This is a genomic window from Gordonia aquimaris (assembly GCF_026262595.1).
GTDB classification, from domain to species: Bacteria; Actinomycetota; Actinomycetes; order Mycobacteriales; family Mycobacteriaceae; genus Gordonia; species Gordonia tangerina.
The window spans coordinates 1-14,083 of record NZ_JAPKFM010000016.1; the positions used below are offsets into that span (position 1 = coordinate 1).

Here is a 14,083-nt window from a genome sequence, read left to right on the forward strand (position 1 = left end):
CGGCTCGTGACTACTCGACCATCGACGGGCGGGTCTGTTGGCTGACGGCGGGGCGACCGCCGACGGGTGGGTCCGTTGGCCAACGGCGGGGTGGCCGACGCGATCGCCGGCCACCGCCGGATGTCAGAACGGCGATGCGGCAACCGGCAGGTCCAGCGCTGCGCCCACCTCGGGCGTGAACAGCTTGCCGTTGTGGGTGCTGAGTCCCGATGCCAACGCGGGGTCGTCGGAGCATGCCTGTTCCCACCCTTTGTCGGCCAGACGCAGCACGTGCGGCAGCGTTGCGCCGGTAAGCGCCAGGGTGGAGGTGCGCGCGACTGTGCCCGGCATGTTCGCGACGCAGTAGAAGACGGCGTCGTGGACGGTGAAGGTCGGGTCGTCGTGCGTGGTGGGTCGTGAGTCTTCGAAGCACCCGCCCTGATCGATCGCGATGTCGACGAGCACGGCACCTGCCTTCATCTCGGCGACCAGGCTGTTGGAGACCAGCACGGGGGCCTTCGCGCCGGGCACGAGCACGGCACCGATGACGAGGTCGGCCTCACGGACCGCCTCGGCCAGTGCCAGCGCGGTGCTGTACCGGGTGTGCACCCGACCGGCGAAGCGCGCGTCGATCGCGCGGAGCTTGGCGATGTCCACGTCGAACACAGTGACCTGAGCACCCATACCCACGGCGATGGTCGCGGCATTGACACCGCTGACGCCACCGCCGATCACGACGACATTCGCCGGCTCGGTGCCGGGCACGCCGCCCATCAGGACACCTCGGCCACCTTCCGAGCGCATCAGATGGTAGGCACCCACCTGCGGTGCCAGTCGCCCGGCGACCTCACTCATCGGGGCGAGCAGCGGCAACGAACCGTCGGCGGCGCGCACGGTCTCATAGGCGATTGACGTCGTCTTCGACTCCAGCAGTGCTTCGGTGCACGGACGGCTGGCGGCGAGGTGCAGGTAGGTGAACAGTGTCTGGCCCTCGCGGAGCAGAGGGTACTCGGCAGCGATCGGTTCCTTGACCTTGAGCAGCAGGTCGGCCTGTTCCCACACCTGTTCGGCGGTCGACAGGATCTGGGCTCCGGCTTCTTTGAAGTCGTTGTCGTGGATGGACGAGCCTTCGCCCGCGCCGGCCTGGATCACCACGTCGTGACCGCGATTGTGCAGCTCGGCCACGCCTGCCGGGGTGATGGCGACGCGGTACTCGTTGTTCTTGATCTCGGTGGGGATGCCGACGCGCATGGGGATCTCCTGGTCAGTGGTGGGGCGCGATCTGGTGTGTCATCAGAGTGAAGGAACGTCGGAAATGACACAACATCTGTGCAGATAATTCTCTATGGTGGGTTCATATCGTCAATTCTCCGAAATGAGGTCAGGTGATGGTGGCCCAGCCGAAGGATGTTCGATCCGGTGATCCGCAGCTCGACGACATCGACCGCACCCTGCTGCGTCTGTTGCAGACCGACGCCCGGATGCCCAACAGCGAACTCGCGGTGCGCGCGGGTATCGCGGCGTCCACCTGCCACGGTCGACTGCGGCGGCTCGTCGACCTCGGTGTGATTCGCGGGTTCTTCGCCGATGTGGATCCCGCCGCGGTCGGACGGCCCCTACGCGCGATGGTGGCGGTCAGTCTGCAATCCGACGCACGCGGCGAGATCCGTCACTTCGTCGGTGAGATCGAGCGCCATGACGAGGTGATCGACGTCTTCTTCCTCGCGGGTACCGACGACTACCTGCTCCATGTGGCCACTGCGGACACCGAGGCGCTGCGGCAGTTCGTCGAGATGCTCAACTCGCGCCGGGAGGTCGCCGGCACCACGACATCGCTGGTGTTCGAACACCGTCGTGGCGGAGCTCCGATCTTCTGACGCTCCATCCGGCGGTGACGGTGACGGACGCCGATCGGACAGGCGGCGACAACTACACTGACAGGTCGACGGACGATGAGAGGGAAGAGATGGCGAGCGGAATCCGGGTCGGGGTCCTTGGTAGTGCCGGCAAGGTGGGGCAGGCGATCGTCGCGGCGGTCGAGTCCGCCGATGATCTGACGTACACCGTCGGCGTGGACAAGGGTGAGTCCTTGGATGCCTTCACCGCGGCTGACACGTCCGTGGTCGTCGATTTCACGCACCCGAGCGCGGTGATGGGGAACCTGGAGTTCCTGATCAACAACGGGATTCACGCAGTGGTGGGCACCACCGGATTCACCGAAGAACGCCTCGATCAGGTGCGCGGCTGGCTCGGCGACAATCCGGGAGTCGGCGTGCTCATCGCACCGAACTTCGCGATCGGTGCCGTGCTGTCGATGCGCTTCGCGGCTCAAGCGGCACGGTTCTACGACTCGGTCGAGGTCATCGAACTGCACCATCCGCACAAGGCCGACGCGCCGTCGGGGACTGCGTATCGCACGGCGAAGCTGATCGGTGAGGCCCGGCAGAAGGCCGGTCTGGGGCCGAGCCCCGACGCCACCACCGAGGAACTCGAGGGTGCCCGTGGTGGAGTAGTCGACGATGTGCATGTACATGCGGTCCGCCTGGCCGGTCTCGTCGCCCATCAGGAGGTGCTGCTCGGCACCGAGGGGGAGACGCTCACCATCCGGCACGACTCGATGGACCGGTCGTCCTTCGCACCCGGAGTCTTGCTCGGCGTGCGGGAGGTCGGTAAGCGTCCAGGGCTCACCGTGGGGCTGGAAGAACTGATGGATCTCTAGGGCGAATAGTCATGGCAGCCGACCCCGCCCGCCGCGACGCGCGACCCATTGTCTGGATGATCGGGTTCCTCGTCGTCGCACTTGTCGTGTACTTCGTGATCCTCGGTCAGCGTGGATTCGACCTCATCTCGTCGGGCACCGTCGCCGGCATCGGCGTGGGTATCGGTGTGCTGATCCTGCCATTCATCGGTGCATGGCTGATCTTCGCCACCTTGCGTGCCGGTATCGAACACCAGAAGTTGGCGCGGATCATGGCCGCGGAGGGCCGTGAACTCGACGTCAGCGATCTCCCACGGCGTCCGTCCGGTCGAATCGAACGGGACGCCGCCGACGACCTGTTCGCGCAGATCAAACAGGAATGGGAGGCCGATCCCACCGACTGGCACAGCACGTATCGGATCGCCCGCGCCTACGACTACGCCGGCGACCGCGGCCGGGCGCGCGAGATGATGAAACGTGCTGTCGCGCAATATAAGGGGGAAGAGTGACCACGCTGCTGATCGTCCATCACACCCCGTCGCCGCATTGCCAGGAGATGTTCGAGGCCGTCGTCTCCGGTGCCACCGATCCTGAGATCGAAGGTGTGGAAGTCATTCGGCGAGCGGCACTCTCGGTTACCGCGACCGACATGCTGGCAGCTGACGGATACATTCTCGGTACCCCGGCGAATCTCGGCTATATGAGTGGTGCGCTCAAGCACGCTTTCGACACCTGCTACTACCAGATCCTCGACTCCACCAAGGGGCGACCGTTCGGGTGCTACCTGCATGGCAACCAGGGGACCGAGGGCGCCGAGAAGGCGATCGAGTCCATCGCCACTGGGCTGGGGTGGGTGAAGTCGGCCGAGACCGTGGTGGTGTCGGAGAAGCCCACCAAGGATGACCGTGAGGCGTGCTGGGAGCTGGGTGGCACGATCGCAGCGCAGCTGATGGAGTGATATCGCCAGTCGGAAACAGGGCTTGAAAGTGTTCCTGACCTGCGGTGACCAAATCTTGTCGGTGCTGTGTCGTAGCTTGGTTGCAGCAGGATGAGTTGATGCGAAACGGGTGGGCGCGAACTCGCTGAATCCGGCCTCGGGGTCGGGTTGGTCACGGTGGGTGGCATATCGGAAATGATCCTGCATCGGTTGGCTTGTGATCAGTGTCGAGTCCGTGAGGGGTCTTTCGTGTCGTCCGTGTTGTCCTCGCCGTCGCCGTGGCCGCAGTTGCCGCGTGACTTTCTCGGTGGTGTGGATGCGGCCTACCCCGATGAGGATCCGACCAACGACTTGCTGTTGGGTATGGCCGAGCTTGACCGGGGCCGCGCCTATCTCGCCTACGCCGAATATCGTTCGGTGGCCGTGCTTTACGACCGTCTCGTTGCTGCGCGTGACGACACCGACGGTTTCGTGGTGGATGGCTTCGCGGACGCCGCGGCACGTATCGCGAAACTCCGCGGAACGTCTCGTGGCGCCGCGGAGACACTGCTCAATGATGCGGTCGCGTTGCGGGACCGGTTGCCGGAGGTGTCGGAATGTTTGCGTGACGGCGTGATCGGGCCGTGGCACGCGCAGAAGGCGGTCAGCCGTACCGACCTGCTGGCCGAATCATCAGCGGCACCGCTCGTGGATGCCGACATCGCCCGAACACTACGCACCAAACGCGGGACGTGGAGCAGAGCCAGGTTCCGCGACATGATAGACCGCATCGTCTTTCGTCATGACCCCGACGCGGTGCGTGAGCGTCGCCAGCAGGCGCTTGATGACCGCCGGATGTGGACCCATCCGCGCGAGGACGGCACCGCCGAGATCACCGGGGTGATGTCGGCGGAGAATGTGCGGATCGCCGCCGCCGCGGTTGCCGCCCTCGCCGACAGTGTGTGTGAACACGATCCGCGCACCAAGCCGCAACGGCAATCGGATGCGATGTTCTGCCTGCTGTCGGGCACCGCGTTCGAATGTGAGTGCGGTAGTGAGGATTGCACCGCGGTCATCCCGGAGCCCGGGGTGGTGCCGCCGGTCGACTGCAAGGCCGTCCTCCATGTCGTCACCGACGAGGCCACGGTGAAAGGGATGGCGAACAACGCCGGTTTCATGGATGGCCATGGTGTGATCTCGGGCGAGCATGTGCGCGACATCGCCGCGCGTGCGGACACCAAGGTCTCCTATCTGGTGCCGCCCACGATCGAACCGGAGCCCGATGGCACGTTCACGTTGCCGGCGCATCTGCCGTCGGATCCGTATCGGCCGTCGGCCGCGTTGGACACCTTCATCCGGCTGCGCGATGGCTATTGCACCGAACCGGGATGCCTGACCTCGGCGTGGCGTGGCGACCTCGACCATGTCGATGAGTACGATCACGCCTGTCCGCACAGAGGTGGGCAGACCACTGAGGTCGGGTTGAACGCGAAATGTCGTCCCGGGCACTTGTTGAAGACCTTCGGCGACTGGGTGGATGATCAGTGGCGTGATGCCGCCGGGCGGCTGGTCACCGAATACATCACCCCCGAAGGTTTGGTGTTGCCAGGCGAAGCCGAAACCCAGGAGGATCTGTTCCCTGGGCTACGCAGGATCCGGTTCACCGCACCCGCGCAGGCTCCACCCCCGCACACCGGCAGCACGATCGAACGCAGCACCCGCGTCAGCACACGGGTGGCGAACAAACACGCCCGCCAGACGCGCCGAACGCGCCCGCAACCGCAAACGCGTCTCCGACGCCGGCCCGCCGCCGTTCTAGCGCCGACCTCCCGCAGGCGGCTGCCACTCGTCCAGCACCGCTGTCACATCCGTGTTTGTCGCGGCCTGCGGCGTACCCGACACAAAGCGCGAGAACCGTGGTGCCGGCGCCGGCTGCGTCATGCCCTCGACCTCGACGTAACTCTCGCGCTGCACCGCATACGGATGCTTGCGCGCTTCGTCGAAGTCGAGAACCGGTGTGACACAGGCGTCGACGCTGCCGAATACCGTTTCCCATTCGACGCGGGTTCGGGAGGCGAAGCGCGCGGCCAGTGTCTGCGTGAGTTCCGACCACCGCGCACGATCCCACCGGTCTGGCGGATCGTCCACCTCGAGGGTATCGATCAGGCGCTGCCAGAAGACGTCTTCCAGAGCGCCGACTGCCATGTATCCGCCGCCCGCGCAGGCGTACGTTGTGTAGAACGGTGCGGAACCGTCGAGCAGATTGCCCGCGGCCCGATCCACCCAGCGGCCCGCGGCTTTCCACGACCACTGCAATGCACCGAGGACACCCGCGCCGTCGGTCATGGCCACATCGATGACCTGACCTCGACTGGAAGTCTGCCGCTCATGCAGTGCCGCAAGTACTCCGACAACCAGGAACATCGAACCGCCGCCGAAGTCGGCCACCAGCGACAGCGGCGGAAGCGGTGGGCGGTCGGCCGGCCCCATCGCGTCCAGGAGCCCGGTGACGGCCAGGTAGTTGATGTCGTGGCCAGCGGCCGCCGCATATGAGCCGGACTGCCCCCAACCGGTCATCCGCGCATAGATCAACTGCGGCGCAACCGCCAACAAATCGTCGGGACCCAGACCCAGCCGTTCCATCACACCCGGCCGATACCCTTCGACAAGCACATCCGCTGCGCCGATCAACTCCCGCACCCGTGAAATGTCATCGGCGTTCTTGAGGTCGGCCTCGACGACCCGCCGGCCCCGCCACATTCCCGCGTCGGCATCGGCGACACCATCCGGGGCGGTCGGCCCGCCGGGCCGTCGGATCTGAACGACGTCGGCGCCGAGATCGGCCAGCATCATGCATGAGTGTGGGGTCGGTCCGAGTCCCATCATCTCAACGACTCGCACACCACTCAACGGTCCGCTCATCGCACGGATTCGTCGTGATGCAAGATGCCCCGGATCGCGAAATCAACATAGTCGGCGACGAGCTGGTCGACGTCCTGGTCGTCGCGCAGCCACCAGCTGATGCCGTTCATCAGATCGAGCACCGCGATCGCCGACTGTCCGGCATCACGAACTGTGAACTGTCCGGCGCGTGCACCGGCGGCGATCACGTCGCGCACCCGGCGTTGGTAGTACTTGCGGTAGTCGGTGACCACCACCCGGTGTTCGGGTGACAATGCCGACAGTTCCCGCAGACTCACCAGGTGCTCCACACGATGTGTGGCGAGATGACGCACATGGACCTCGATCAACGCGGTCAGACGTTGTGCGGGTGAGCCCTCCGCGTCGAGGACCAGCAGATGCTCCTGCGGGTCCTTGGTCATCTGCAACGCGATGGCGTACAGGATCTCCTCTTTCGAATGAAAGTGGTTGTACAGACTCGCACCCTTGATCCCGACCGCCTGCGCGATGTCGCGCATTCCGGCGTTGCTGTAGCCGTGTTCGGCGAAATACTCGGCGGCGGCCGTGACGATCTCGTCCCGACGCACCCGGGTGCGTGTGCCACGCGCGGGTACCGGTGCGTCGGCCTCGTCGAGCGACGGCGCCGGATCGGCACCCGAATCCATGCCCATCAACCCTTTCCGAACTGTCTGCGCAGCTCCCGCTTGAGCAATTTCCCCTGCGGATCGGTGGGCAACTCAGACACGAGGTGCACTGTCTTGGGGATCTTGTAGGAAGCCAGATCGTTTCGACAGTACTGCCGAAGATCGTCAGCGGTGGTGCTCGCCCCGTCCTGCAACACAATGAACGCGGTGACTGCCTCAGACCAGTAGTCGTCGGGCAGACCGACGACAGCCGCACGCAGAACGTCAGGATGGCCCTGCAGTGTTCGCTCGACCTCCTGCGACGACACGTTGAATCCGCCTGTCTTGATCATGTCCTTGCGACGATCGCGGAAGAAGAGGTTGCCATCGTCATCGACCCGGACAATGTCGCCGGTGTGCACCCAACCGTCGGCCAGCGCGTCGGCGGTGCGTTCGGGGTCCTTGTGGTAGCCGAGCATCACCGATGGCGTCCGGCACAGCAGTTCGCCCTCCACGGAGTCGTCGCCGTTGGCGTCCACCACGCGGATCTCCAGGTGGCCCACCGGCTTCCCGATCCAGGTCGGGTCGTTGTCGGGCACATCTTCGAGCCGCTTGAACCAGCCAACCGAACCCAACTGGGTGAGTTCGGACTGACCCCAGTAGGTGCCCCACACCGATTCGGGTGTCGCATCTGCCCACGCGTCGACGGCGAACGGCGACACCTGACCGCCGTAGGTGAGGCAGCGACGCACGGTCCCGACGGTATGCGGACCGAATTCCTCGTGGTTCGCCAGTGCGATGAAGAACGTCGGTGTCTGCGCGAGCACCGAGATGGACTCGTCGCGAATCAGTCTCAGTGACGTTCCGGGATCCACCGATGCGGGCAGTACCAGGGTGGCGCCGAGTAGCGTCAGCGAAGTCAGCGAACCGATCCCTGCGATCGTGTGGAACGGCATCACGTAGAGCCACACGTCGTCGGGAAGGCAACGCAGCCCCCATGTGTAGGCCGGCGCGGTGGAGATGAGGTAGTTACGATGCGCGATCTCCACACCCTTCGGTGTGGATTCGGTGCCGGATGTGTAGACGATCATGGCGAGATCGTGCTCGTCGACGTCGGCGACCGGCTCGTCATCAGGGGAGTCGGCCAGCACGGCGTCAAAGGTCGGCCAGGTCGTCACGGGAGCATCGCCCACGACGATCACCCGTGAATCGGCGTGTTCGGCGACAGGTCCGGCCACCGTCGCGTGCTCGGCGGCGACCACGAGTACGGCAGGTCTTAGGTGATTGACCTGCTGCGCGATCTCACGTTCACCGAACAGCGCGCTGATGCCCGAGTAGTACGCGCCGATCTTGAGTGCCCCGTAGTAGGCGATCACCGACTCCACACGGTTACGGCTCATCACCGCGACCCCGTCGCCGCGCCCGACGCCCAGGTTCGTGAGTGCGTTCGCGAAGCGGTTGGCCCGCCTGTTCAGCTCGCCGTAGGTCGTGACATGCCGGGAACCGTCGGCGGAGTAGGCGATGATTGCCGGCTTTCTTCCCTGCGTCTGCGCGAGTCGGCGAAGTTGGTCACCGATCGTCGCCCGACCGAGCGGGGACGTCTGTACCTCCGATAGCCCGCGCACCGGTTCCCGCGTGGGCGCGCTCATGCGAACATCGGGGTGTCGAACCGGTCCAGAAAGGCGATTTCCTCGACTGGCGTCCGAGTGAGCTTGCGCGGGAAACCATCCCGTGGATATCCCACGGCGATGTGCGCGGCGGTGATGTAGCCGTCCGGGATGTTGAGCAGTTCCTTGACGGCCGGTTCCTCGGCGCACAGAAGGGTGGTCAGTGCCGAGGCGACGCCCTGCTCACGCAGGGCGAGGGTCAGGTTCTGGACTGTCGGATAAATCGACGCCCCGCCGACCACGGAGAGGCGTCCGAGCTCATGATCGGTCGGATGCAGACCTTCGGCCTCCGCGCACACGACGATCATCACCGGCACATCGGCCAGATTGTGTGCGAAATTGTTGGCCGACTGCACCGTCGCGGGCACTGCGCCCACCGCCTTGCTGCCCTCGATCACCGCCGCGTAGTAACCCTCCCAGTAGGGGAGATAGAGCTCCGCGAGCCGCTTCTTGGTCTCCGCGTCACGCACGGCCACCCACCGCACCGGCTGTCGGTTGCCACCCTGCGGGCCGAACCTGGCGTTGTCGAACGCCTGGTACAGCACCTCGTCGGAGACGTACTCGTCGCTGAAGTAGCGGCACGTCCCGGTCGACCGCATTGCGTCACTGAGTTCCATCCGCAGCTCTCCTCGTCGTGATTGCACTAACCGCAGTTAGCATGATGCGGATCACACTGACATGGCGATACTGGTGGTGTCAAGGTGTCTGTTTGCGCAAATCCTCATGCTTGACGGGATTAAACTAACCATGGTTAGTATTGCTCATGCCGAGTGTCACCGAACGCAGTCTGGCTCCTGTCGACGTCGCCCGTCTGCGCGACGCGACCCGCGCCGGCAATATCCCCACCCTGATCGCCACATTGGTCGAGATGACCGGGGACAGACACTGGCTCGCCGAGCGATACCGTCCCAGCAGGCCACGCGGGATGGACGACAATCGGACAGGTGGACTGGCACCGGAGGTGCGTGACGAGATCTGCGATGCCGTGGTCGAGGCAGTGTGTCGGTGGCACACAGCCGGGAGCCCGCCGCGTCGACAGATGAGTGAGGACGAGATCGCTGCCGTCTTGGATTTCACCGCCGGCGAATCGGTCCCGCATGAGTTCAGTCCGATGATGGCGGAGATCGTTGGCGGGACAACGGAACCTCGAGTCTCGGCGGAGACGCTTGATACGAGTCAGCTGACGGCCATCGTGATCGGGGCGGGTGTCGCCGGAATGCTGATGTCGGTACAACTGGCGGCGGCCGGGGTCGAGCACATCGTGCTGGAGAAGAACGACGAGGTGGGTGGCTCGTGGTGGGAGAACCGCTACCCGGGCGCCGGTGTGGACACGCCGAGCTACCTCTACTCGATCTCGTCATTCGAACATCACTGGTCGACGCACTTCGGTAAGCGTGACGAGGTGCAGGGCTACCTGACCGCCTACGCGGATGAGCATCGCCTGCGCAGCCGAATCCGCTTCGGAGTGGAGGTCGAATCGGCCGCCTACGACCCCGCCGCCCAGCAGTGGGCGGTGCGAACCCGTGATCGCGACGGCGTGTGCGAAACACTGGAGGCACGGCTGGTGATCAGCGCCGTGGGTTTGCTCAACCGTCCCAAGATCCCCGCACTGCCGGGGATGGACGACTTCGCGGGCCGGATCTTCCACTCGGCGCAGTGGCCGACCGAGCTCGACGAACCCGGCGCGTTGACCGGCAAGCGGGTGGCGATTGTCGGCTCCGGTGCCAGTGCCATGCAGATCGGACCGGCAATCGTCGACGACGTGGAGTCGTTGACGGTGTTCCAACGTTCACCGCAGTGGATCGCCCCCAACGACGACTACTTCGCCCCGGTGGGTGACGACGTGCACTGGTTGATGGATCACGTTCCGGGATATCGGGAATGGTATCGGGCGCGGTTGTCATGGATCTTCAACGACAAGGTGCACCCAACGCTGCAGGTGGACCCGGACTGGCCGGAGGCGACTGCGTCGATCAACGCGGCCAACCACGGGCATCGCGGCTTCTACCTTCGTTATCTGCGTGAGCAGCTCGGTGACCGGGAGGATCTCATTGAGCTCTCGACGCCGAATTACCCGCCCTTCGGCAAACGCATGCTGCTCGACAACGGCTGGTACTCGATGTTGCGCCGCGACAATGTCGACCTCATACCGCGCGCGGTTGAGAAGGTGACGCGGACCGGAGTCATCGACGCCGACGGCAGTGCCCGGGATTTCGACATCATCGTATTGGCCACCGGTTTCCACAGCGATCGGTTCCTGTACCCGATGGATGTGCGGGGCCGCAGTGGTCGCTCCACGGTCGAGGTGTGGGGCGAGAATGACGCCTTCGCCTACCTCGGCATCACCGCGCCCGACTTCCCCAACCTGTTCGTGCTGACCGGACCCAACACGGCACTCGGTCATGGCGGAAGCTTCATCAGCATCCTCGAGTATCAGGTCCGCTACGTGGCCGACGCGATCGCGCTGATGGCCCGTGAACGACTCGGTGCCCTGGAAGTGCGCCATGACGTGACCGCCGACTACAACAGGGCCGTCGATGAGGCGCATGCCCGGATGGTGTGGACCCACCCGGCGATGACCAACTGGTACCGCAATGACGACGGTCGGGTGGTGGCCGTGTTGCCGTGGCGGATCATCGACTACTGGCGTATGACCAGGTCGGTCGAGCCGGCCGACTTCGTGCGCGAGCCGATCGTCCGGTTGCCGTACCGACCGTCCTAGACTGGACGGCGTGAGTACGGCCATCCGAGACATCACGCCGGCGGGGGGCGTCCCGACCCCCTACGAGGATCTGTTGCGCCTGGTCCTCGAGACGGGGACGCCGAAGGCCGATCGCACCGGAACCGGGACGCGCAGCCTGTTCGGGCATCAGCTGCGCTATGACCTCACCGAGGGCTTCCCGCTGATCACCACCAAGAAGGTGCACCTGAAGTCCATCATCTACGAGTTGCTGTGGTTTCTGCGCGGAGATTCCAACGTCCGGTGGTTGCAGGAGCGTGGCGTGCGCATCTGGGATGAGTGGGCCGACGCGGACGGCGATCTCGGGCCGGTCTACGGCGTCCAGTGGCGTAGCTGGCCCACCCCGTCGGGTGAGCACATCGATCAGATCGGGGCGGCGCTGGAACTCCTCAAGACGAACCCCGATTCGCGGCGCAACATCGTGTCCGCCTGGAATGTCGGGGAGATCCCGCAGATGGCGTTGCCGCCGTGTCACGCGTTCTTCCAGTTCTACGTCGCCGACGGCAAGTTGTCCTGTCAGCTCTACCAGCGCAGTGCCGACCTCTTCCTCGGCGTACCGTTCAACATCGCGTCGTATGCGCTGCTCACTCACATGATGGCCCAGCAGGCCGATCTCGAGGTCGGCGACTTCGTGTGGACCGGCGGCGACTGCCACATCTACGACAATCACGTCGAACAGGTGCAGTTGCAGCTGTCCCGGGACCCCTATCCCTATCCGAGGCTCGAACTTCGACAAGCCGCGACGATCTCCGACTACGACTTCGACGACATCGCGGTCGTCGGCTATGAGTCCCACCCGGGAATCAAAGCGCCGGTGGCGGTCTGAGATGGCCACCACCATCACTTTGTTGTGGGCGCAGGACCGCAGCGGCGCTATCGGCCGGGCCAACACCATTCCCTGGCATGTGCCGGAGGACATGCGGCGGTTCCGCGAGCTTACCGGTACCCATCCGGTGGTGATGGGACGCAAGACCTGGGAGTCGCTGCCGGACCGTTTTCGACCATTGCCCAATCGTCGCAACGTGGTCATCACCCGATCGGCCGCGTTGGACGCCGCAGGCGCAGAGATCGTGCACACCCTCGACGACGCCCTCGAACTCATCACAGGGCCTGTCACGGTCATCGGTGGCGGTCAGATCTATGAGGTCGCGATGACCAGCGCGACACATCTGCGGGTCACCGAGATCGACATGCTGGTGGAGTCGGCGGACACCTTCGCGCCCGAAATCGACCCGTACGTGTGGGACACATCGGACACAGGGGAGTGGCAGACGTCGTCGACCGGAACCCGGTATCGATTCGTCGATTACGTCAGACATGCGCTCGTGCGCGGATGACTCGCGCACTCTCAATCCATCAGGCACGTCGGATCGCGCTGGCAGCGCAGGGTTTCACCGATCGGTTGCCGACGGTCGCGCCGACCCTGGCACATCTGCGACGCGTCGTGGGGCGCACCCGGCTGCTACAGATGGACTCGGTCAACATCGCGGTCCGCGCGCACTACATGCCGCTGTTCAGTCGCTTGGGTGTCTACGACATGCAGTTGCTGGATCGCGCAGCGTGGCGTCCGCGTCACCGATCACGACTGCTGGCGGAGTCCTGGGCGCATGAGGCGGCACTGATACCGATCGAGGACTGGCCGTTGTTCGGTTGGCGCAGAGATGAATTCCGCGACGGACGATATCGGTACACCCGCGAGGTGATGCGCAACAACCGCGAACTCGCCTGCGATGTGCACGATGTCATCGCCGAATGCGGGCCCAGTACCCCGAAACAGATCGAGGATCACCTCGGAATCGAGCGTGTCCCGGGTCAGCCCGGCGGCTGGTGGCATCGCGGCGACGTGAAACACGTCTGCGAGGCCATGTTCGCCGCCGGAGACCTGTCTGCGGTGCGCAACGAGAACTTCGCGCGCCATTACGATCTCGCCGAACGGGTCATCGGTGCCGGGGTCACCGCACGTGTCGACCGTGCCGACGCACACCGTGAACTCACCGCACAGGCCGGGCGTGCACTCGGTGTCGCGACCATCGCCGATCTCGCCGACTACTACCGGACCAAGACCGCCGACGTCCGGCCCGCCGTGGATGACCTGGTGGACTCGGGTGTGCTGACGCCGGTGGCGGTGGCAGGCTGGCGCGACACCGCCTACCTTCACGCCGACGCCCGCATCCCGCGCCGCGTCGAACGCTCGGCGATCCTGTCACCCTTCGATCCGCTCATCTTCTACCGGCCGCGCACCGAGCGGCTTTTCGACTTCCACTATCGCATCGAGATCTACGTGCCCGAGCACAAACGTGTCCACGGCTATTACGTGCTGCCGTACCTGATGGATGACGACATCGTCGCGCGTGTCGATCTCAAGGCGGACCGTCGAGAGCGGACGCTGCGCGTGCTCGGCGCATTCCTCGAGGACGAACGCCCCAGAACCGTTGTCGCCGAACGTCTCGCGGATAACCTTCGACACATGGCCGGGTGGCTGGGCCTCGACGACGTGGTCGTCGGCGGACGCGGCGATCTCGCCGGCGCGTTGCGCGCCGAGATCGCTCGCGCCTGACG

The 14,083-nt window shown here is 65.0% G+C and carries 13 protein-coding genes and 1 pseudogene; 9 read left to right on the forward strand and 5 right to left on the reverse strand.

Annotation, left to right across the window (positions count from 1 at the left end; all coding sequences use genetic code 11):
• Positions 1-123: 123 nt before the first annotated feature.
• Entirely contained in the window at positions 124-1,230 is a 1,107-nt protein-coding gene (ald, locus tag OSB52_RS15015; protein WP_235722219.1) for an alanine dehydrogenase, read from the reverse strand.
• Positions 1,231-1,367: 137 nt separating this feature from the next.
• Between ald and OSB52_RS15020 the strand changes: the two genes are divergently transcribed.
• The 5 genes and pseudogenes from OSB52_RS15020 (at position 1,368) to OSB52_RS25175 (ending at position 5,412) form a co-directional block, all read left to right on the forward strand.
• Positions 1,368-1,856, forward strand: coding sequence for an Lrp/AsnC family transcriptional regulator (locus OSB52_RS15020; RefSeq protein ID WP_235722218.1), 489 nt, complete (start codon positions 1,368-1,370; stop codon positions 1,854-1,856).
• Between the two features lie 89 nt (positions 1,857-1,945).
• The gene (dapB, locus tag OSB52_RS15025; RefSeq protein WP_235722217.1) at positions 1,946-2,698 is read left to right on the forward strand and encodes a 4-hydroxy-tetrahydrodipicolinate reductase; all 753 of its coding nucleotides are present in this window, start codon (positions 1,946-1,948) and stop codon (positions 2,696-2,698) included.
• Between the two features lie 11 nt (positions 2,699-2,709).
• A complete protein-coding gene (locus OSB52_RS15030; protein WP_266062563.1) occupies positions 2,710-3,186 on the forward strand; it encodes a hypothetical protein in 477 nt (158 codons plus the stop codon).
• A 47-nt stretch (positions 3,187-3,233) separates the two neighbouring features.
• Positions 3,234-3,635: a flavodoxin family protein gene (locus OSB52_RS15035; protein ID WP_266062626.1), complete on the forward strand. Its 402-nt coding sequence runs from the start codon at positions 3,234-3,236 to the stop codon at positions 3,633-3,635.
• A 174-nt stretch (positions 3,636-3,809) separates the two neighbouring features.
• Positions 3,810-5,412 (forward strand): annotated as a pseudogene (locus OSB52_RS25175) (DUF222 domain-containing protein).
• Here OSB52_RS25175 and OSB52_RS15045 read toward each other — a convergent pair.
• Genes OSB52_RS15045 through OSB52_RS15060 form a run of 4 tightly spaced genes read right to left on the reverse strand, consistent with a single transcriptional unit; the run spans position 5,409 to position 9,401 of the window.
• Positions 5,409-6,515 (reverse strand): CaiB/BaiF CoA transferase family protein, encoded by a 1,107-nt coding sequence (locus OSB52_RS15045; protein WP_266062564.1) that lies wholly within the window; start codon positions 6,513-6,515, stop codon positions 5,409-5,411. The pseudogene OSB52_RS25175 and the gene OSB52_RS15045 overlap by 4 nt on opposite strands.
• Positions 6,512-7,159 (reverse strand): TetR/AcrR family transcriptional regulator, encoded by a 648-nt coding sequence (locus OSB52_RS15050; RefSeq protein ID WP_266062565.1) that lies wholly within the window; start codon positions 7,157-7,159, stop codon positions 6,512-6,514. Before OSB52_RS15050 ends, OSB52_RS15045 begins: the two co-directional genes overlap by 4 nt.
• A 5-nt stretch (positions 7,160-7,164) precedes the next feature.
• Positions 7,165-8,766 carry a class I adenylate-forming enzyme family protein gene (locus tag OSB52_RS15055; RefSeq protein ID WP_266062566.1) on the reverse strand — a complete coding sequence of 534 codons (1,602 nt, stop codon included), beginning with the start codon at positions 8,764-8,766 and terminating at the stop codon, positions 7,165-7,167.
• On the reverse strand, positions 8,763-9,401 hold the full coding sequence (locus OSB52_RS15060; protein ID WP_235722211.1) for a nitroreductase family protein: 639 nt from the start codon (positions 9,399-9,401) through the stop codon (positions 8,763-8,765). Before OSB52_RS15060 ends, OSB52_RS15055 begins: the two co-directional genes overlap by 4 nt.
• 146 nt (positions 9,402-9,547) lie before the next feature.
• On the opposite strand from OSB52_RS15060, the gene OSB52_RS15065 reads away from it, so the two are divergent.
• From OSB52_RS15065 to OSB52_RS15080, 4 genes are read left to right on the forward strand one after another with little or no spacing between them, the layout of a single operon-like run.
• Positions 9,548-11,506: a flavin-containing monooxygenase gene (locus tag OSB52_RS15065; RefSeq protein ID WP_266062567.1), complete on the forward strand. Its 1,959-nt coding sequence runs from the start codon at positions 9,548-9,550 to the stop codon at positions 11,504-11,506.
• 10 nt (positions 11,507-11,516) lie between these two features.
• Positions 11,517-12,350 (forward strand): thymidylate synthase, encoded by an 834-nt coding sequence (locus OSB52_RS15070; protein ID WP_266062568.1) that lies wholly within the window; start codon positions 11,517-11,519, stop codon positions 12,348-12,350.
• A 1-nt stretch (position 12,351) separates the two neighbouring features.
• A complete protein-coding gene (locus OSB52_RS15075; protein WP_235722208.1) occupies positions 12,352-12,861 on the forward strand; it encodes a dihydrofolate reductase in 510 nt (169 codons plus the stop codon).
• Positions 12,858-14,081: a winged helix-turn-helix domain-containing protein gene (locus tag OSB52_RS15080; RefSeq protein ID WP_266062569.1), complete on the forward strand. Its 1,224-nt coding sequence runs from the start codon at positions 12,858-12,860 to the stop codon at positions 14,079-14,081. The genes OSB52_RS15075 and OSB52_RS15080 overlap by 4 nt, the downstream gene beginning before the upstream one ends.
• Positions 14,082-14,083 lie beyond the last annotated feature (2 nt).

What these genes read in the sequence shown, in the direction of transcription:
- ald (WP_235722219.1), bottom strand. Translation starts at nt 1,230, where the DNA reads ATGCGCGTCGGCATCCCCACCGAGATCAAGAACAACGAGTACCGCGTC.
- OSB52_RS15020 (WP_235722218.1), top strand. Translation starts at nt 1,368, where the DNA reads ATGGTGGCCCAGCCGAAGGATGTTCGATCCGGTGATCCGCAGCTCGAC.
- dapB (WP_235722217.1), top strand. Translation starts at nt 1,946, where the DNA reads ATGGCGAGCGGAATCCGGGTCGGGGTCCTTGGTAGTGCCGGCAAGGTG.
- OSB52_RS15030 (WP_266062563.1), top strand. Translation starts at nt 2,710, where the DNA reads ATGGCAGCCGACCCCGCCCGCCGCGACGCGCGACCCATTGTCTGGATG.
- OSB52_RS15035 (WP_266062626.1), top strand. Translation starts at nt 3,234, where the DNA reads ATGTTCGAGGCCGTCGTCTCCGGTGCCACCGATCCTGAGATCGAAGGT.
- OSB52_RS15045 (WP_266062564.1), bottom strand. Translation starts at nt 6,515, where the DNA reads ATGAGCGGACCGTTGAGTGGTGTGCGAGTCGTTGAGATGATGGGACTC.
- OSB52_RS15050 (WP_266062565.1), bottom strand. Translation starts at nt 7,159, where the DNA reads ATGGATTCGGGTGCCGATCCGGCGCCGTCGCTCGACGAGGCCGACGCA.
- OSB52_RS15055 (WP_266062566.1), bottom strand. Translation starts at nt 8,766, where the DNA reads ATGAGCGCGCCCACGCGGGAACCGGTGCGCGGGCTATCGGAGGTACAG.
- OSB52_RS15060 (WP_235722211.1), bottom strand. Translation starts at nt 9,401, where the DNA reads ATGGAACTCAGTGACGCAATGCGGTCGACCGGGACGTGCCGCTACTTC.
- OSB52_RS15065 (WP_266062567.1), top strand. Translation starts at nt 9,548, where the DNA reads ATGCCGAGTGTCACCGAACGCAGTCTGGCTCCTGTCGACGTCGCCCGT.
- OSB52_RS15075 (WP_235722208.1), top strand. Translation starts at nt 12,352, where the DNA reads ATGGCCACCACCATCACTTTGTTGTGGGCGCAGGACCGCAGCGGCGCT.
- OSB52_RS15080 (WP_266062569.1), top strand. Translation starts at nt 12,858, where the DNA reads ATGACTCGCGCACTCTCAATCCATCAGGCACGTCGGATCGCGCTGGCA.